The sequence below is a fragment of the Mycetocola reblochoni REB411 genome (genome assembly GCF_900163835.1).
Classification (GTDB): domain Bacteria; phylum Actinomycetota; class Actinomycetes; order Actinomycetales; family Microbacteriaceae; genus Mycetocola_B; species Mycetocola_B reblochoni.
In genome coordinates this window covers 51,755-70,063 of the sequence record NZ_FUKR01000048.1, presented here as the reverse complement: position 1 = coordinate 70,063, position 18,309 = coordinate 51,755, and the positions used below count along the sequence as shown (strand labels likewise).

Annotated in this window: 18 protein-coding genes and 1 riboswitch; of the genes, 8 read left to right on the top strand and 10 right to left on the bottom strand. The window is 72.7% G+C overall.

All coding sequences use genetic code 11. From position 1 onward, the window contains the following. Positions 1-36 precede the first annotated feature (36 nt). The 3 genes from murJ to FM119_RS08495 form a co-directional block, all read right to left on the bottom strand. Complete coding sequence (murJ, locus tag FM119_RS08505; protein WP_087137242.1) at positions 37-1,665, bottom strand: murein biosynthesis integral membrane protein MurJ; 1,629 nt, start codon at positions 1,663-1,665, stop codon at positions 37-39. Continuing rightward, positions 1,658-3,988 carry a DUF6049 family protein gene (locus FM119_RS08500; RefSeq protein WP_143822660.1) on the bottom strand — a complete coding sequence of 777 codons (2,331 nt, stop codon included), beginning with the start codon at positions 3,986-3,988 and terminating at the stop codon, positions 1,658-1,660. The genes murJ and FM119_RS08500 overlap by 8 nt, the downstream gene beginning before the upstream one ends. Before the next feature lie 167 nt (positions 3,989-4,155). Next, on the bottom strand, positions 4,156-4,506 hold the full coding sequence (locus tag FM119_RS08495; protein ID WP_087137240.1) for a hypothetical protein: 351 nt from the start codon (positions 4,504-4,506) through the stop codon (positions 4,156-4,158). Between the two features lie 83 nt (positions 4,507-4,589). Between FM119_RS08495 and FM119_RS08490 the strand changes: the two genes are divergently transcribed. Then, the gene (locus FM119_RS08490; RefSeq protein ID WP_245827395.1) at positions 4,590-6,176 is read left to right on the top strand and encodes a DUF7059 domain-containing protein; all 1,587 of its coding nucleotides are present in this window, start codon (positions 4,590-4,592) and stop codon (positions 6,174-6,176) included. A gap of 82 nt (positions 6,177-6,258) precedes the next feature. On the opposite strand, the gene FM119_RS08485 is transcribed toward FM119_RS08490, so the two are convergent. The 4 genes from FM119_RS08485 to FM119_RS08470 all read right to left on the bottom strand — a co-directional run bounded on the left by FM119_RS08485 (position 6,259) and on the right by FM119_RS08470 (position 10,072). After that, the gene (locus tag FM119_RS08485) at positions 6,259-7,008 is read right to left on the bottom strand and encodes a MerR family transcriptional regulator (protein WP_179205273.1); all 750 of its coding nucleotides are present in this window, start codon (positions 7,006-7,008) and stop codon (positions 6,259-6,261) included. A gap of 10 nt (positions 7,009-7,018) precedes the next feature. Further along, entirely contained in the window at positions 7,019-7,513 is a 495-nt protein-coding gene (locus tag FM119_RS08480) for a VOC family protein (protein ID WP_087137258.1), read from the bottom strand. A 122-nt stretch (positions 7,514-7,635) separates the two neighbouring features. Continuing rightward, complete coding sequence (locus tag FM119_RS08475; RefSeq protein WP_087137237.1) at positions 7,636-9,801, bottom strand: RecQ family ATP-dependent DNA helicase; 2,166 nt, start codon at positions 9,799-9,801, stop codon at positions 7,636-7,638. A gap of 10 nt (positions 9,802-9,811) precedes the next feature. Further along, positions 9,812-10,072 (bottom strand): hypothetical protein, encoded by a 261-nt coding sequence (locus FM119_RS08470; RefSeq protein WP_087137236.1) that lies wholly within the window; start codon positions 10,070-10,072, stop codon positions 9,812-9,814. A 93-nt stretch (positions 10,073-10,165) separates the two neighbouring features. On the opposite strand from FM119_RS08470, the gene FM119_RS08465 reads away from it, so the two are divergent. The 5 genes from FM119_RS08465 (at position 10,166) to FM119_RS08445 (ending at position 15,031) form a co-directional block, all read left to right on the top strand. Further along, a complete protein-coding gene (locus FM119_RS08465; RefSeq protein ID WP_087137235.1) occupies positions 10,166-11,140 on the top strand; it encodes a J domain-containing protein in 975 nt (324 codons plus the stop codon). A gap of 48 nt (positions 11,141-11,188) precedes the next feature. Then, a complete protein-coding gene (locus FM119_RS08460; protein ID WP_087137234.1) occupies positions 11,189-11,812 on the top strand; it encodes a CYTH domain-containing protein in 624 nt (207 codons plus the stop codon). A 111-nt stretch (positions 11,813-11,923) separates the two neighbouring features. After that, a riboswitch (TPP riboswitch) is annotated at positions 11,924-12,016 on the top strand. Beyond that, on the top strand, positions 12,007-12,819 hold the full coding sequence (gene thiM, locus FM119_RS08455) for a hydroxyethylthiazole kinase (protein ID WP_087137233.1): 813 nt from the start codon (positions 12,007-12,009) through the stop codon (positions 12,817-12,819). Its footprint overlaps the riboswitch before it by 10 nt. Then, positions 12,816-13,502, top strand: a complete 687-nt coding sequence (gene thiE, locus FM119_RS08450; RefSeq protein WP_087137232.1) for a thiamine phosphate synthase — start codon at positions 12,816-12,818, stop codon at positions 13,500-13,502. The genes thiM and thiE overlap by 4 nt, the downstream gene beginning before the upstream one ends. After that, positions 13,499-15,031: a bifunctional hydroxymethylpyrimidine kinase/phosphomethylpyrimidine kinase gene (locus FM119_RS08445; RefSeq protein ID WP_087137231.1), complete on the top strand. Its 1,533-nt coding sequence runs from the start codon at positions 13,499-13,501 to the stop codon at positions 15,029-15,031. Before thiE ends, FM119_RS08445 begins: the two co-directional genes overlap by 4 nt. Here the strand turns inward: FM119_RS08445 and FM119_RS08440 are convergent. After that, positions 14,944-15,645, bottom strand: a complete 702-nt coding sequence (locus FM119_RS08440) for a DNA-3-methyladenine glycosylase (RefSeq protein ID WP_087137230.1) — start codon at positions 15,643-15,645, stop codon at positions 14,944-14,946. The genes FM119_RS08445 and FM119_RS08440 overlap by 88 nt on opposite strands. 79 nt (positions 15,646-15,724) lie before the next feature. On the opposite strand from FM119_RS08440, the gene ypfJ reads away from it, so the two are divergent. After that, on the top strand, positions 15,725-16,633 hold the full coding sequence (gene ypfJ / locus FM119_RS08435) for a KPN_02809 family neutral zinc metallopeptidase (protein ID WP_087137229.1): 909 nt from the start codon (positions 15,725-15,727) through the stop codon (positions 16,631-16,633). Here ypfJ and FM119_RS08430 read toward each other — a convergent pair. Then, positions 16,630-16,956, bottom strand: a complete 327-nt coding sequence (locus FM119_RS08430) for a branched-chain amino acid transporter permease (protein ID WP_087137228.1) — start codon at positions 16,954-16,956, stop codon at positions 16,630-16,632. The genes ypfJ and FM119_RS08430 overlap by 4 nt on opposite strands. Then, positions 16,953-17,708 carry an AzlC family ABC transporter permease gene (locus tag FM119_RS08425; RefSeq protein ID WP_087137227.1) on the bottom strand — a complete coding sequence of 252 codons (756 nt, stop codon included), beginning with the start codon at positions 17,706-17,708 and terminating at the stop codon, positions 16,953-16,955. Before FM119_RS08425 ends, FM119_RS08430 begins: the two co-directional genes overlap by 4 nt. A 51-nt stretch (positions 17,709-17,759) precedes the next feature. Between FM119_RS08425 and FM119_RS08420 the strand changes: the two genes are divergently transcribed. Further along, positions 17,760-18,272 (top strand): Lrp/AsnC family transcriptional regulator, encoded by a 513-nt coding sequence (locus FM119_RS08420; RefSeq protein WP_087137226.1) that lies wholly within the window; start codon positions 17,760-17,762, stop codon positions 18,270-18,272. Positions 18,273-18,309 lie beyond the last annotated feature (37 nt).

The following is an 18,309-nucleotide window of genomic DNA, read 5'->3' as shown; positions in this document are numbered from 1 at the left end:
GCGGTGTATTCCTCCGCGAGGATGCCTCGCCCCTCCTCAGCGTCCGAGGCGACGCCTGACCAGCTGGATGGCGGAGGACAGCTCGGGCACCCGCATCAGCTTGAGCCCGAGGATGTAGGTCGGCACCATGACGATCCCCGCCACCGTCATCGTGACCACCGCGGAGGGGATGCTCGACAGCCCGAAGCCCCCGGGGAAGTAGCCGCCGAGGACGGCGACCGCTCCCCCTCCCACGAACACCGCGGGCAGGACGGCGATCGTGAAGACGACGAGGGTCTGCACGACGCGGTTGAGGTCGAGACCGTGCAGCCTGCGGCGCAGCAGGGCACCAGCCAGGAGCGTCTGGAAGAGGATCGACACGGACATCGACAGGGCGAGCCCCGCGCCACGGAACTCCTCGGGGAGGGCGAAGCAGCCCACCGCGAGCAGCACGAACAGGGCCGTCTGTCCGACCGTGAACAGGAACGGCGTCCTCGTGTCGCCGAGCGCGTAGAAGGTGCGCTGGAAGATGAACAGCACGCAGAACGGCACGAGGCTGAGCAGGTACAGCACGATGAGGCTCGCCATGTTCAGCACGCTGCCGTAGTCGCTGTCGGTGAACACGCGGGCGAACGGCGGCGCCACGACGAGGAAGAACGCCGTCGCGACCATCACCAGCAGCACGATCTGCCGGATCGCGCGCGACACGTCGAGCTTCAGCTCCTCCGTCCGCTGCTCCCGCACGTGCTCGGCCATGCGCGTGAAGTACGCGGTCGCGACCGAGAGCGTGATGACCGAGTGCGGCAGCATGAACACCAGCCAGGCGTTCTGCAGGGCGAACACGCCGGGGTAGGTGCTCGGCACGCTGCTGGCGACGATCGACTGGACGAGCCCGCCGAGGGTGGTGACCAGGATCATGAGGAACGACCAGCCGGCGAGCTTGCCCGTCTCGCGGAACCCTACGCCGCGCCAGCCGAAGTCGAAGCGGAACCTCAGCCCGACGCGACGCCAGAACAGCAGGAGCACGAGTGCCTGGGCGACGACGCCGAGGGTGGCGCTTCCGGCGAGGACGGCGATCATCGGGGTGGTCCACTCGTGCAGCTGCCACGTGCCCGCGGCGTCGGCACCGAACACGAGCATGAACACGCCGAGGCCCGCGATCGCGATGACGTTGTTGATGACCGGCGCCCAGGTGAACGGGCCGAACAGCTTGTGGGCGTTGAGGATCTCACCGATCACGGTGTAGAGGCCGTAGAACAGCAGCTGAGGGATGCACCAGTACGCCATCGTGATGGCCAGGCCCCGCTGGGCGGGCGGCATGCTCGCCCCGTAGAGCGTCGTCAGCACCGGGGCGAGAACCATTGCGACGGCCGTGGCCGCACCGAGAACCACGAAGGCGATGGTGAGGAGCTTGTTGATGTACGCCTGCCCGCGGTCCGCCTGGACGAGGGCGCGCACGATCTGCGGCACGAGGATGGCGCTGATGACCCCGCCGGCGATGATCGTGTACAGCGTGTTGGGCAGCTGGTTGGCGACGGCGAAGGCGTTGCCGCCGAAGCTGGTGACGCCGATGGCCTGGGTGAGCAGGATCGCCTTGAGGAAGCCGAGCAGCCTCGACGCGATGGTTCCCGAGGCGAGGAAGGCGCTGGCGCGCCCGATCGACGGGTTTCCGGGTTCTTTAGCCACGTGGGGTCTCTCCGGGGGTGCTGTCGGTGCTGGTCTCGTCGGTGCCGGTGCCGGTGCCGGTGCTGATTGTGGTCTCGTCCGTGCTGGCGTCGTCCCCGGGGGCCTGCGCCGCGGCGGCGACGGGCCGCGCCGCACGACGGCGGCGCACCGTGCGGATCAGCCCGCCGACGAACAGCAGACCGACGAGCGAGCCGAGGACGAGGATACCGATCCCCTCCCAGTCCGCGCGGACGTTCAACATGACCTCCGTCGGCTCGCCGACCGCGACGCCCGACTCGGTCGACAGCTGGACGGAGAGGACCACGTCGCCGTTTCCGAGCCGTGCCTTCACGCCCAGGGGCAGCGAGCTGTGCGCTCCCGCCGCGATCGTCGTCGTCGTCTCCGGGTCGACCGTGAGCCGGGGGTTGTCCGGCGTCGCACTGAGGGTGATGGTCACCGGGTAGGCGAGGTCGTTGCGCACGGTGAACGGCAGGGACGCCTGACCGGAGATGACGTTGATCTGGCTCACCGTGACGAGTGTGACCGCGCCGAGGGTGTCCTTCGTCTGGGTCTCGTGCGCCGCAACCGCCGCGGCCCAGCCCTCGGGGTCGTCGCGCCAGCCGTCGGCGAGCAGTGCGAGCAGCTGGGCGCGTTCGCGGCCGAGCATCTCGTCGGCGTCGGCGGGGTCGAGCGCGCTGGAGAAGGCGGTGAGCCGGTCCTGGCCGGCCAGGAGCTCCGCCGCCGGAGCGACCACGTCCGCATCGAACGAGCCCTCGGTCAGCGTGGCCGCGGCCCGCTCGTCCTCGGCGAGGGAGGTGATGCCCTCGAGGGTCACGCCGTCGGTGCCGGCGAGCTCGTCGACCGCGTCGCCGAAGGCGCTCGTGTTGTCGACCCAGGAGCGCTCCGCCGTGAGCAGGAGGGGTGCCGGTTCCGCGGAGGGGTCGGCCGGCGCGGAGGCGATGACGCCGAGCACCTGGGAAAGCTCGTTGACCGCCTCGTCCCTCGCCTGGGCGCTGGGCGCCGCGGCGGCGGCCATGAGGTGAGCGGACAGCGCCGCGTCCGACACCAGCGTCCCGGCGTCGCCGACCCGGGCGGCGGCCGACGCCGACGCGCCCTCGGCGGGGGAGATCTGGGCCGAGGACACGATCGTGTCGACGTCGCCCTCGGGTCCGGAGAACACGGACAGCCCCGACGCCGTCACCGTGCCGGAGCTCGGCCAGACCACGGAGCTCGTCGCGTAGTCCCAGTCGAGCAGCTGCTCGCGGCTGGGCAGGTCCTCGGCGTCCGGCTCGGGGGCCGGCTCCTCGCTCGGCGTTGCGCTCGGCGTGGCGGAGGACTCCCCCGCCGCCCGCCCTGCGGGGCTGGGGTCGAGGGTGGGGATGAGGCCGGGGTCGGCGTCGACGAAGTTGGCCGGGTCGATCGCGTACTCGAAGGAGCCCGGCTCAGGGAGCGACTCCAGGGCGCTGCCGTTCTCGGCCGCCGCGGCGACGGTCAGGGCGGCGTCGGCGTCCCCGTACTGCAGGGGGAACACCTCGTTGTCGATGTCGGCGAGGCGCTCGAGCCAGTCGACCGCCGCGTCGGGCGCCGTGCTGCCGAGCACGCGGATAGAGACGATGATGCGCGGGTCGATGCCGATCGCCACATCCCTGTTCTCGAGGGCGTCCAGCTGTCGGCTCAGCGTGCCGTTCACCGCGGTGTATCGTGCGAGGTCGTCGGCGGGGATCGTGCCCACTCCGTCCGCGGGGACGGTGACGGGGGCGGCGACGACGACGCGCTGCTCCGGTTGCGCGGCGTCCTCGTCTGGGCGCCAGACGAAGCTGGAGCGCTCGAAGACGGAGACGTCGTCTGCCGCGTAGTGCACGGTCATCCGGTAGCTTCCCGCTGCGGGGAGCGTCTGGGCCAGCTGCAGCGCCTCCGGGTCGATGGAGACCGTCGTGATCGTCTCCCGCTCCCCCGGGCGCAGCTCCTCGGCGGTGGTCTGGCCGAGCCACTTCGGGGTGGACGACTCGTCCGCGCCGGTGAGCCAGTCGTCCAGCTGCGCGCGGTCCTGCAGCTGGCGCGAGCTGTAGCTGAGTGACACCGTGCCCGCGGGGACGGTCGTCGTCCCGGTGTTCTCGACGGTGATGCGGACGGGGACCGCCTCGTCCGGCCCGACGACGCCCCGGTCGGCGGGGACGGCGGTCACCTCGACCGACGTCCCGGCACTCCTGGTCGCGGACAGGGCACCCGTGGCCGGCGCCGCGGCAGCCGGCAGCGCGGCCGTTCCGGCGCCGAGCAGCGTCACCAGCGAGAGCGCTGCCGCCGCAGCGGTCCGCGCGAAGCCAGGGGAACGGTGATCAGTCATAGGGGTGGGAGGCCGGGCTCGGACCGGCGTCCCCCGATTGTATGGCTCATCGCTGTGACAGGACCCCGTCCCGGCCGGAGTGGCTGCGATCCCTGTCCGTCCGCGGCGCTCGCCTCCGGCTCGGCGGGCCGCAGACGGTGCGGCCGTGCGCCTCGTCGGCGGAGGGCTCAGAGACCGATGCGGCCGATCATCGACCAGACCGCTCGCGTCAGGTCGGGGTGCAGCTCGGCGATGTCACGCAGAACCGACAGCTCGATCCGGTCGACGGTGGCGCGGTGCTCCTCCGCGTCCTCGATGTGCGAGGCGGCGGCCAGACGCGCCAGGGCGAACTCGGCCGCGAGGCCGCGGGAGTGCAGCTGCTCGTCGACGAGCGCCCTGACGACGATCTCGTCGATGCCGGGCAGCTCGGGAAGGAACTCCGCCGGGTCCTCGCCGTCGCGGGCGCGGTGCTCGACGATGGCCGAGAGCTCCAGGCGTGCGTCGGCCCTACGGGCTGACAGGGTCCGGATCTGCGGCATCACCCCAGGGTACGTCACGTCGCGGGGGCTGGCGAGGCCGGGGTCGGCCCGTCGCCGATACGGCCATGCAGTTGAATGGTCGGGTGCACACGACCGTTCCCGCAGAGCTCATCGACCGCATCCGCCACGACCTCGACCGGGCCGGGTACACCGTCCCCGCGGTGGCCGAGCTCTGGGGCGAGGAGGCGGAGGCCGCCCTGCACCGCTCGCAGCGGCTCTCCGCCGTTCGTCGCCTGCGCGGTGCTCCGTCGACGCCGCTGGTCACGCTCGCCCGGCTCTTCGTGCTGGGCGAGACGGTGGCGCGGGAGGCGGCAGAGGCGGCGTTCCCCGCGAGCGGGCTGGACGCGCTGGAGCGCTCGGGCCTCCTCGGCAGCGCTCAACTCGGCAGTGCTCAACTCGGCACCGATTCGCCCGGCGATGGCGACGTGGACCTGCGTGACGGCGTGCGCGCGCTCATCGACCTGCGGCCGTACAGCTTCATCGACGCCAGGGGCGCCGGAAGCTGGTGGATCGCCTCCGACCTCGGCGAGATGGTGCTCGGCCGGGCGCTCGACGAGGACCACGTGCTCGGGATCGGCGGCGCGACGACGACGCTCATCGGCCTCATGCTCCCCCGCCCCGTCGGCAGGGCGCTCGACATCGGCACCGGCTGCGGTGTGCAGGCCATGCACGCCTCGCGCCTGGCCGACGTGGTCGTCGCGACGGACATCTCCGAGCGGGCGCTCCGCTTCGCGCGGTTCAACGCCGCCCTCAACGGCATCGACGGCATCGAGTTCCGGCATGGCAGCATGTACGAGCCGGTCGCCGGCGAGCGCTTCGACCTGATCGTCACCAACCCGCCGTTCGTGATCACCCCGCGGACGGCCGACGTCCCCGCGTACGAGTACCGGGACGGCGGCCTCGTCGGCGACGGGATCGTCGAGCTGGTCGTGCGCGGCGCGGTCGAGCACCTGGCGCCGGGCGGCATGCTGCAGATGCTCGGCAACTGGGAGTACACCGCGGCGGAGGCCGGCATGGACCGTCTCGCGTCCTGGGCGGTCGGGGTGGAGCACTGGGTCATCGAACGGGAGCTGCAGGACCCGGCCGAGTACGCCGAGACCTGGATCAGGGACGGCGGCACGCACGAGGGCACCCGCGCGTTCGACGGCCTCTACGACGCGTGGCTCGACGACTTCGAGCGCAGGGGCGTGCGCCGGATCGGCCTGGGCTACGTGCTGCTGCGCCGGCCGAGCGACGACGGGCCGAACCGACGGGTCCCCCTGCGCCGGACCGAGCGGCTGCACACCGCGCTGACGAGCGTGCCCGCCGGCCTCGGGTCGCACCTGTCCGACGCGCTCGCCGGCTGGGACGCGCAGAACACGCTCGACGACGACGCCCTCCGTGCCACCCGGCTCCGCGTCGCCCCCGACGTGACGGAGGAGCGCCACTACTGGCCCGGCGCGGAGGACCCCACCGTCATGGCGCTCCGCCAGGGCGCCGGCTTCGGCCGCGCGGTGCCGCTGGACACCGGACTGGCCGCGTTCGTCGGCGCCTGCGACGGCGAGCTCGCGGTCGGCGTGATCGTGGACGCGCTCGCCGAGCTGCTCGACGCCGACGCGGCAGCGCTCGAGGGCTCGCTGCTGCCCCGTGTGCGCGAGCTCATGGCGGACGCGATCCTCGTGATCGCCTGACGGTCCGTCACGCCCGCCGTGTCCGGCCGCCCGCGGGACGGGGTAGTTGACCGGACTGCTTCGGTGAAACACCACCCATCTGTCATTCGAGATTGGCTCTCACCCAGACCTGCATTGCCTCTCGAACGACCTCGGCGTTGTTCTCGCCGCCGTAGTTCGCCGCGAACCGGGGATCGGCCACGTACAACTCGGAGAGACCCGTATACCCCTCACGGTCGGGTTCTCTGCCTCCCCAAAACTCGGCAACCCACTGATGATGGTCCGCGACCAATCGTTGGAATCGCGAGCTTCGTGGGTCCTCGCCGTCCTCGGCCGCGGCCCGCAACGCTGCGTTGACGTCGCGGCTCCTCTGGCTGTCGGATTCGCGTTGTTCGTCAGTCATGCCGGCGAGGCGCACAGTGCTGCGTTCCCACGCTTCGTCACCCCAGCGGGCGCGTACTTCGGACTCGAACTGACTCTGGTCGGTGCCTGCGAAGACGTCCTCGATAGACAGGGAACTGCCCTCCTTCACCGCGTCGAGGGTGTTCCGGACGAGGGTGATCTGTTCGATGGTTCGGTCTCGACGATCCTCAAGCAGCCCGAGATGTGTTTCGATCGCGTCAGCGAGAGAGGTCTTCTCATCGAGCGCACCGTGAATGGTTGCGAGAGGGAGGTCGAGCGCGCGCAGCGACAGTATTCGGTAGAGCCGCGAGATCTCCGCGTCCCCGTAGAAGCGGTATCCGTTGCTCGCGACCCGCGAGGGGAGGAGAAGGCCAATCTGCTCGTAGTGCCGGAGCGTTCGGCTGGTGAGCCCTGTCGCCTTCGCAAGGTCTCTGATCGGCCACTCGGTCACGGCGCGTTCCTCAGTCCTCGTTGCACGTTGGGGCGGCTGTTCCCTCGGGCAGCTCGAAGTGACCCGTGATCTGATCGCTCGCCCAGGCCCGCGCAGCAGCGTCATCCGCGACACGAGGAGCGGTCAGAGTGACCGTGTTCCCATCCGTGTCCGTGAACGTGACATCGCTCGTGAACCACGGAGTGTCCGTCGGCCCCGCAACCTCCGCGCCCGCCGACCGGAGGCGATCAGCGACGTCCCCGAGGTCGACGTTGCCCGCCGCAAACGATGCGGAAACGGATCCGCGCACCGCGACGCCCTGCGTCATGAGGATGTCCTGATGCCTTTCCCTACGCAGATGCACGAGCGACGGCACACCGCTCGGCCCCGGGATGGTCGCAAGAGTGACGAACCCTGCCGCGGCGTAGAGTGCCTCCGACGCCGGGAGGTCACTGACCACGACGTTCACGAACATCGGCATCACATAGATCGATCGGTCAATCGCCGGCCCGTCGTTCTCAGTCATGAACATCACACTGTCGGTTGACGTCACGACAGAGTCAAGCGGTCGCTGAAATCCACACCCGGTGTTTGGGAGTCACGAGCCTGAGGCGCAGGCAGCGTCAGCAATGACATGTCCAACAGTCCCTAGCCCTGAGCGGCGAGCGCGAAGGGCAGGACCCCCGCGGCCCCCGCGCGGCGCAGCTCCCGCGCGGCGACGGTCATCGTCCACCTGCTGTCGACCAGGTCGTCGACGAGCAGCACCGGAGCGCCCGGCTGCTCCGCCGCCAGGGCCTCCAGCCGGGCGGCGAGCTCCCGCCCGACCCGCAGTGTGCCCCACACGGCCGCCAGCCGGAAGACGCTATTGCCGCCCGGCTCGACGCCGGGGGCACCGCTCCGGTCGAGCTCGCCGAGGACGGGCAGCCGGCCGATGCCGGCGAGCTGCTCGGCGAGCGACCGCACGAGCAGGGGCCGACGCAGCGAGGGGACCGAGACCACGGCCGCCGGCCGCCGCGACCAGTCCCACTCGGCGAGGACGCGAACGCAGGCCTGGGCGATCCGCGGCGGCACCGGGCCGTCGGCGGCGTCGGCCGCGAACAGCTCCCGCAGCGGGCCTCCCCAGCCCAGGTCGGTGAGCCTGGCCAGCGCCCTGCCCGGCTCCGCCCGCTCGCCCTCGGCGATGCGGCTGCCGAGCGGCGCACCCGACTCGTCGCGGACGCCGAGCCGGTCGACGCCGTTCGCCCACTGGGCGCGCGGAGCGATCTCGACGCCGACCCTGTCGAGGCTCGACCGGGCGGCCCCGTCGGCCTCGGCGCTCACCTCGCGGGGGTACCAGGCCCCGGCGCAGACGTCGCAGCGCCCGCACGCCGCGGCGGTGGGGTCGTCGAGCTGGCGCTGCAAGAACTCCATGCGGCACATCGTCCCGCGCTGGTACTCCAGCATCGCCTCCTGCTCGGCGACGCGCTCCCTGGCGATGCGTCCGTAGCGCTCGGCGTCGTAGCTCCACGGCCGATCCGTGCGGACCCAGCCGGAGCCGACCCGGTCGACCGCGCCCTCGACGTCGAGCACCTTGAGCAGCATCGTCAGCGCGCTGCGCTTCAGCGAGGAGCGCGACTCGAGTGCCACCACGGACAGCGGCTCGTCGCCGAGGGCGTCGAGCACGCGCGTGGTGCGCTGCTCGTCCGGCATCGAGGCCGTGGCGAAGTAGTGCCAGATCTCGGGGTCCTCCCGCCCGGGCAGCAGCAGCACGTCGGCGGTGCCGCCGCCCCTGCCCGCACGGCCCACCTGCTGGTAGTACGACACGGGAGAGGAGGGCGACCCCAGGTGGATCACGAAGCCGAGGTCCGGCTTGTCGAAGCCCATGCCGAGCGCACTCGTCGCCACGAGCGCCCGCACCCTGTTCTGCTTGAGCTCGTCCTCGAGGCGCACCCGGTCATCCGGGTCGGTGCGTCCCGTGTAGGCCTCGACGTGGTGACCGGCCGCGCGCAGCGCCGCCGCCGTGTCCTCCGCCGCCGACACGGTCAGGGTGTAGATGATGCCGCTTCCCCCCAGCGAGCCGATGTGCTGGACGAGCCAGCCGAGGCGGCGCTCGGCATCCGGCAGGGTGAGCACGCCGAGCCGCAGCGAGTCGCGGGCCAGCGAGCCGCGGATCGTCGTCACCGCTCCCCCGCCGGAGAGCTGCTCGGCGACGTCGTCGACGACACGGCCGTTCGCCGTCGCGGTCGTCGCGAGGACGGGGACGCCGGAGGGGAGCCGCTCGATGAGCTCACGGATGCGCCGGTAGTCCGGGCGGAAGTCGTGGCCCCAGTCGGAGATGCAGTGCGCCTCGTCGACGACGAGCATGCCCATGCGCGCGACCAGCTCGGGCAGCTGCTCGTCGCGGAATCGCGGGTTGTTGAGCCGTTCCGGCGAGACGAGCAGCACGTCGACCTCGTCGGCGGCCAGCTGGGCGCTGATGTCGGCCCACTCGTGCGCCGTCGCCGAGTTGATGGCGGCGGCCCGCACACCGGCCCGCGCCGCCGCCTGGACCTGGTCGCGCATGAGAGCGAGCAGCGGCGAGATGAGCAGCGTCGGACCGGCGCCCCTGCTCCGCAGCAGGCGCGTGGCGACGAAGTACACCGCCGACTTGCCCCATCCGGTGCGCTGGACCACGAGCGCACGCTCGCGACGGGCGACGAGCGCCTCGATCGCCTCGAACTGGCCGGGGTGGAAGCCGGCGCTCCCCGTGGCCGTCAGCTCACGCAGCACCGCGAGCGCCTCGGCGCGGAGCCCGCCCTCCTGATCGTCGACGGTCGGGGCGGGGTGCTCGTTCATGCTCTCGAGCCTAGGCGGAGCCGCCGACCGTGCTTGCCAGCAGGATGAGGATCCACAGGCCGATGCCGACCGCCGCGATCACGGCGGAGACCCGCAGCACGCGGCCGAGCCAGCGCGGACGGCGAGGGCCGAGGACGATGGCGGCCACGGCGGAGAGGACGAGGACGACGACGGCGATGAGACCGATGCCCGCGGCGTACTCGCCCACCGTGGCGAGGATCGGCGTGATCGGCCAATCGGGGTCGAGGAGGGAGGAGGTCGGGGGGCGCACTCCCCCATGCTGGCGGGACATCCTGGGAGAAAGCGGCGGCGCGGCCGGTATCGTGAGAGTTCCGCCACCCCCGACCAGGAGCATGCCGACCCCGTGAGCCCCAGCCCGGCCGACCCGACCCCCTACGAGGTTCTCGGCGTTCCCCGCGACGTCGACGACGACGCGCTCAAGTCCGCCTACCGTCGCGCCCTGCGTCGCAGCCACCCGGACACCGGGGGCAGCGATGCCCAGTTCACCGCCGTCCAGCGGGCCTGGGCGGTCATCGGGGACCCGGAGCTGCGCCGCCGCTACGACGGTGGCACGGGCCAGGCGTCACCGAGTGGCACGGCGCGCTTCACGGGGACCGAGGCGGGGGCGACCGCGGCCCCCGGTGGCTACGGTCCCGCCGCGGGGGGCACGGGGGCGGGCGCGTCCGGTCGCTCCGGGTCGGTGAGGGCACGGTCCTACGGACACCCCGGCGGCCTCTCCCGCGAGCGGTACCTCGCGGCCCTGCGCGAGTGGGTCGGACTCGGCGACCCCATCCCCGACCCCTACGACCCCGCGCTCGTGCACAGCGCTCCCCCCGCCGTCCGGCGGCTGCTCGCCGAGGCGCTGGCCGAGGAGTCGACGGCCCGGATCGTCAGCGGACTCGGCATCGGCTTCACCGTCTGGAACGACGTGGCCGTCGACAGGGAGCTGGAGAAGATCGACCACGTCGTGCTCGGCCCCGCCGGACTGTTCGCGCTCAACTCGCAGGACTTCGGCGCGGGAGTGAGCCTGTCACGCGGCGAGCTCGTCGGCGACGCCGTCGGCGACGAGAAGCCCCTGCGCACCCTCACCAGGGCGAGCAGGGCGCTCGGCCGGAGCGTCGGCGTCCGCTTCACCGGCTCGCTCATCGTCGTTCCCGACGACGCGCTGGAGCTGCCGCTCGACCTGATCGCGCGCGGGCGGGGCGCCGGCTCCGGTGTGCTGCGCTCCTCCGCGCTGCCCATGGTTCTGCGCAACGGCGTCCGCCCGGGCGAGCGGCTGAGCATCGAGGACGCCTTCGACGTCCGCACCCGACTCCAGAACGGTCTGCGCCTGCTCTAGCCGCGCGCCGTGCTGCGCGCCGGCGCGGCAGCCGGTAGAACGGAGGGCATGAGCGCTCACGACGGCATCGAGATCGAACGCAAGTACGATGTCGGCGAGGACGCGGTCGTTCCCTCCCTCACCGGGGTGGCGGGGGTCGCCTCCGTCCGCGACGGGGGGACGGCGCTGCTCGACGCGATCTATCTCGACACGGAGGGACGCGAGCTGCTCCCGCAGCGCGTCGTCGTGCGCCGCCGCGTCGGCGGACACGACGCCGGATGGCACATCAAGTCGGCCGAGGGCGACGTCAGGCACGAGCAGCAGTGGCCCCTCGGCGACGCCGACAGGGAGCCGGAGGAGCTGCGCGCGCGCATCGCGACCCGGCTGCGTGAGCCGGCCGCACCGCTCGTGCCGCTTGCGAGACTCGTGACGACGCGGACGACACTGATCCTGCTCGACGCGGAGGGCGGAGCCGTCGCCGAGGTCGCCGACGACCGGGTCACCGCCGTCGAGGACGCCACCGGCGAGGAGCGCAGCTGGCGCGAGTGGGAGGTCGAGCTGCTCGACGCCGCCCCCGAGGGTGCCGACGCGGATGGCGGGCTGCTCGACGCGGTGCAGACGGAGCTGCTCGCCGCGGGTGCGCGGCCGTCCTCGTCCGTGGCGAAGATCGCCAGGGCGCTGGGCCTCGGCTGACATTCCACGTCAGGCATGCGTTCGCCGCGACGGCGGTGCGCCCGCGCGGCGTGGCCGTGCCGCGCGGCGTCCGATGGTCGACACGGTGCGCGGGCGACCGCTAGGCTGACCGCGAAAGACACGGGGTGCCCCGCCGGGGGCTGAGAACACACCCGAGAACCTGATCTCGTTAGCACGAGCGGAGGAATGTCGCGATGAACAGTCGTACCCCGTCCACCCTGCCCGCCCTCGCCGGGAGGCGCCTCGACGAGCTGAGGGCGAGCGCCCCGCTCGTCCAGGCGATCACCAACACGGTCGTGTCGACCGTCACGGCGAACTCGCTGCTCGCACTCGGCGCCTCCCCCGCCATGGTCGACGCCCCGGGCGAGGCAGGAGCCTTCGCCCCGATCGCCGACGCCCTCCTGATCAACCTCGGCACGCCGCAGGAGAACACGGTCGCGGCGATGCACGAAGCCGCCGAGTCGGCGGGCCGGGCGGGGACGCCGTGGGTGCTCGACCCCGTCGCCGTCGGAGCGCTCCCGCTCCGCACCACGGCGGCCGGGCTACTCGTCGCCGCGCGGCCGACCGTCGTGAGGGGCAACGCCTCGGAGATCATCGCCGTCGCCGGGGCCGGCTCAGGCGGACGCGGCACGGACAGCACGGCGACCGTCGCCGACGCGGAGGACGCCGCACGGGAACTCGCCGTCCGGACCGGGGGCGTCGTCGCCGTGTCCGGAGCGGTCGACCTGATCACCGACGGCACCCGCACCGCGCGCGTCCACAACGGCCACATCCTGTTGACGAGGGTCACCGGCGGCGGCTGCGTGCTCGGCGCGGTGATGGCCGCGTTCACCGCCGGAGGGGGCGACCCGTTCGAGGCCGTCATCGCGGCCACCGTGGTGTACGGCCTCGCCGCCGAGCGCGCCGCGGCGCTGGCGCCGCGCCCCGGAAGCTTCTCCGTCGCGCTCCTGGACAGCCTCGACGCCGTCACCGCCGGTCTCGTCGAGCAGAAGGCGATCATCCGATGACGCGGCGCTCGGGCCCTCCCGCGCGCATCGACCCGGCGGCGCTCGCCGGCTACCTCGTCACCGATACCGGCCTGTGCGGTGCACGGGGCGTGGTCGACACGGTGGCGCTCGCCGTCGAGGGGGGCATCGGCACGGTGCAGCTGCGGGAGAAGACCGCCTCGGCGCGTGAGGCCTACGCCCTGCTCCTCCGGCTCGCCGAGGTGGTCGCCGGGCGGGCGGTCCTGCTCGTCGACGACAGGGTCGACCTGTTCCTCGCCGCGCGCGCCGCCGGCGCCCGCGTCGACGGCGTCCACCTCGGCCAGGACGACCTTCCGGCGCTCGCCGCCCGCGCCCTCATCGGACCGGACGCCGTGCTCGGCATCAGCGCGGCCACCCCTGACCAGGTCGCTACCGCGAGCATTCCGGAGGTCGACTACCTGGGTATCGGCGCGATCCGCGCGACGACGACGAAGCCCGACCATCCCACACCGCTCGGCATCGACGGCTTCGCCCGCCTCGCCGCCGCGAGCACCCACCCCTCCGTCGCGATCGGGGGGATCGGGCTGGATGACGTCGCGCCCCTGCGAGCCGCGGGCGCGGCCGGTGTGGCCGTCGTCTCACTCATCTGCGCCGCCGAGGACCCGGCGCGCGTCGCCAGGGCAGTGGTCGGCTCCCGCCCCGACGCCGCCGGGCGCGGCCGATGAGCGCGCCGGGGGTCTCCGCCGTCCTGTCCATCGCCGGAACCGACCCGAGCGGCGGGGCGGGGATCCAGGCGGACCTGAAGAGCATCGCGGCCCACGGCGGGTACGGGATGGCCGTCGTCACCGCCCTCGTCGCGCAGAACACCACTGGCGTGCGCGAGGTCCACCTCCCCCCGGTCGACTTTCTTCGCGCCCAGCTCGACGCCGTGTCCGACGATGTGCGCCTCGACGCCGTCAAGATCGGAATGCTCGGCACCGCGTCCGTCGTCGCCGAGGTCGCCGACTGGCTGCGCACGTCCGCGGTCGGCGTCCCCGTCGTGCTCGACCCGGTGATGGTGGCCACGAGCGGCGACCGTCTGCTCGAGGCCGACGCCGAGTCCGCGGTGAGGGCGCTGCTCACCCTGGCGACCGTTGTCACGCCGAACCTGCCCGAGCTCGGCATCCTCGCCGCGGAGCCGCCCGCCGCGGACTGGCCGTCCGCGCTCGCTCAGGCCGGACGCGTGGCACGGGCTCACGGCGTGACCGTGCTCGTCAAGGGAGGGCACCTCGAGTCCGGGTCGAGTCCGGACGCGCTCGTCTCCGTGCGCGCGGACGCCCCGGACGGGGTCGACGTCGTCGAGCTGCCGGCCGAGCGCGTCCGCACCCGGAACAGCCACGGCACCGGCTGCTCGCTCTCGAGTGCGCTCGCCACGCTCATCGCGTCCGGCGAGACCGTCGCCGTCGCCGCGGCCCTGGCCAAGGAGTGGCTCTCGGAGGCGCTGCGCCGTTCGGAGGAGCTCGACGTCGGGCGGGGTCGCGGTCCGGTCAACCACTTCGCTGGCTCGCTCGGCACCCTCTCGCCCGCCGCACGGCTGCGGGCCGGGGGCGGTGTGCGCGAGCCGGTCACGTCCTCGTGGTGGCGGGACACCGAGACGGTGCGGCGTCAGACCGAGCGGGGTGCGTTCGTCCGCGCCCTCGCCGACGGCTCCCTGGCCCCCGAGCGCTTCGACGCCTACCTGGCGCAGGACGCGATCTACCTCGACGGCTACGCGGACGTCCTCGCCGCCGCGGCGCTGACGGCCCCCGACGATCAGGAGCGGGCATTCTGGGCTGACGCCGCCGTGCAGTGCCGTGACGCCGAGATGCAGCTCCACCTCTCCCGGCTGTCCGGCCGGGCCGCGGCGCGGCCGTGGCCGACCACGGTCGCCTACCTCGACCACCTGCGCACCGCCGTCGCCACGGGAAGCCACCTCCGCGTCAGCGCCGCCGTGCTGCCGTGCTACTGGGTGTACCGCGACATCGGGCTGCTGCTGCACGAGGCGAGGCATCCGGCTCACCCCTACGACGACTGGCTGGCCACGTACGGGGACGCCGGGTTCGACGAGGCGACGGAGCGGGCCATCGGCTACGCCGAGCGCGCCGCGGCGGCCGACCCGGACGGGGTGCCCGCGGCGGGTTCCGCCTTCTACCGCTCCACGGCGCTCGAGCGCGACTTCTTCGCCGCCCCGGTCGAGCGTGACCTCCGCGAGCTGGGCGTGCCGCCGGCGCGGTAGGCCGACACGCTGGGCTCGTCGGCCAGCCAGAAGCGCCAGGGGTAGTCCGCACCCTCCGCCTCGGGGTTCACACCGACGCGCGGACCGCGGAGGACGCTCAGCCCGCGGCCGGCCGGTCCCTCCGGATCGAGGGCGATCGTCAGCCGGGCGCCGCCGAGCGCCGGCGTTCCGTCGAGCTCGCGGGACGCGATGCCGAGAGCCTGGGCGAGGTTGCCCGGACCCCTGGCCAGGTTGACCTCGGTCGAGGAGTCGCCGCGCCGGAGCCGCACGGCCTCCAGGCCGGAGACGACGGCCGCCGAGCGGATGAGCACACCGCTCGCGCTGCCCTCGGGCGAGCAGACCAGGTTGAGCGCGTGATGGATGCCGTAGTTGAGGTACACGTACCAGTGCCCCGGAGGACCCCACATGCTCGCGTTCCGGGCGGTCATCCCCATGCGGGAGTGTGAGCAGGCGTCAACCGGTCCCGGCATGCCCTTGCCGTGGTACGCCTCCACCTCGGTCACGCGGAGGCTGACGTCGCCGAGCCGGTCGTCGTGCCGCGTGATCACGGCCCCGAGCAGCTGCGGCGCGCAGTCGAGGGCGGGGAGCTGGACGAGCTCGGCGGCGGTGGGCATCCCCCCATCTTGCCGCCCCTGACGCGGCCCGACCAGTGCCCGCTGCCGTTAGCATGTGGTCACGAGGAAGGGACCGCCCGTGACGTTCACGCCCGATGCCGACATCAGCTCGTCGAAGGTCAGGCGCCGCCGCAGCGGTGCACGGACGGGAGGCATCGCCGCGGGCGGGGGCGTCCTGGGCGTCATCGTCCTCGTGCTCGTCGGTCAGGCGTTCGGCATCGACCTCAGCGCCCTGCTCGGCGCCTCCTCGGGGCTGGGGTCGTCGATCGAGGGGCGGACGGGCACCATCAGCGAGCAGGACCTCGGCAGCGAGTGCCGCACCGGTCAGGACGCCAACGACAGCGCGGACTGCCGTATGAGCGCCGCGTACGTCTCGCTGGACGACTTCTGGTCGCGCGCCTACGCCGAGGTCGGCGACGGCGCGTACCACTCCCCCGACTTCCTGCTCTTCTCCGACGGCACCTCGACCGCCTGCGGGTACGCCTCCAGCGCGGTCGGGCCGTTCTACTGCCCCGGTGACGAGGCGATCTACATCGACACCGCCTTCTTCGGCCAGCTCAGCTCCCAGCTCGGGGCGGAGGGCGGTCCCCTGGCCGAGCTGTACATCGCCGCGCACGAGTGGGGTCACCACATCCAGCACCTGGCCGGCACCTTCGACCGCGCCGACCGCTCCGGCACGGGCCCCTCCTCCGACTCGGTCCGGCTCGAACTGCAGGCGGACTGCTTCGCGGGCGCCTGGGTGGGCGGCGCGGCACAGACCTCGGACGCGAGCGGCGGTGCCCTGCTGGAGCCGCCGAGCCGCGCGCAGATCGCCTCGGCGCTCGACGCGGCCGCCGCCGTCGGGGACGACCACATCCAGCAGGCGTCCGGGGGGATCGACCAGGACAGCTGGACGCACGGTTCCAGCCAGCAGCGGCAGAGCTGGTTCACCGCGGGGCTCGAGGGCGGCGTGATCGCCTGCGACACCTTCGCGGTCGCCAGCCCCTAGCCGAGCGAGGACAGCAGCGTCACCTGAACCGCCGTCCCGGCCAGGATGCTCAGCGCGGCGTTGCGTCGCCACAGCTGCAGGGCGACGGTGACGCAGAGCGAGGCGGCCGTGACGGCGCCCTCGCTGAGCGAGGAGATCCCGAGGCCGCCGACGCTGTACATGACCAGGATGATCATGATGCCAAGCGGGAGCTGCTCGGACAGCTCCCTGACCAGCGCGGCGCGACGGAGCTGCCCGACAACGAGGAACGGCGCCGCCCGCAGCGTCCAGGTGATCGCGGCCGAGATCGCGACCGCAGAGACGAGGTACCACGGATCGGTCACGATGAGCTCCCTCCCCGGCGCCGCCGCAGCAGCAGGCGTGCGATCGTCGCGGCGGCGAACAGGCTCGTGCCGACAAGCAGCATGTTGTCCGGCGTGAGCAGCATCGCGACGGCGCCGCAGACGATCGCGAGTACGGGCGTCGGGATGTCGTGCCTGGCCCGGAACGCCTCGATGGACAGGACGGTGAACAGTGCGGTCAGGGCGAAGCCGACGCCGGGCAGCTGGACGGGGAGCGCGGCACCGGCCAGAGCCCCCGCGGTGGCCCCCGCGACCCAGAGCACGTGGAGGATGACCTGGATCCAGATGATCCGCGCCGTTCCGAGCCGGCGCGGTGCCGCACCGGCGGTGATCGCGTAGGCCTCGTCGGTGAGCGCGAAGGTGCTGTAGACGCGCGCCGGCGTTCCCCTCACCTCGTGGAGGGGGAAGGAGAGCGCGTAGAACACGTGCCGGGAGTTGACCAGCAGTGCGGTCACGGCGATCTGCGACAGCGGCGCCGCGACGGCGACGAGGCCGACGAGCAGGAACTCGAGCGAGCCGGCGTACACGACGCTCGCGAACACGGTGGCCCACCACCAGTCCAGACCGCTCTGGGTCACCAGGACGCCGAAGGCCAGGCCGATCGGCAGCATCGCCAGCCCCGCTCCCCTGGCGTCGACGACGGCGTCGCGGAAGGGGCTGCCCGTCGTCTCCGCGGCCAGCGGGACGCCCGTCGGCAGGGTGAGAGGCGCCGTTGCGGGCGGTTCGGGTGGCATGGTGAAATGCTAGGAAAAGATCGGAGCAATGTGGTGACATTCTCGGGGCCCATGACCGGCGTATCGCGCACTGTTGTTCCACTCGACGCCATCGATCACAGCATTTTGTTGCTTCTGGCCGAGGACGGCCGCATGTCCAACGTCGAGCTGGCCCGTCGTGTCGGCCTGACGCCGCCGCCGTGCCTGCGCCGGGTGCGCCGCCTGGAGCGGGCGGGGATCATCGCCGGGTACACGGCGACCGTCGACTGGGCGGCGGCGGGGCGAGGCTTCGAGGTGATGGTCGCGGTCGACATCGGGATGAACGACCGCGCCACGATGGAGGACTTCGAGCGCTCGGTCGTCGAGATGGACGAGGTCATCGAGATGCGGCGCATGTTCGGCCGTCCCGACTACTACATCCGGGTCGCGGTGGCGGACGGCGAGGCCTACGACCGCTTCCTCACCGACCGGCTGTCGCGCCTGTCGGCGATCACCCGGATCGACTCCCACCTGACGATGAACGCACTCAAGCAGAACGGCCTGCGCCCGGCCGGGGTCGAGTCGCGTCCGGCCGGCGACGGGTAGCGCGCCCCATGTGGAGCGTCGCCACGTCGGACGGCGG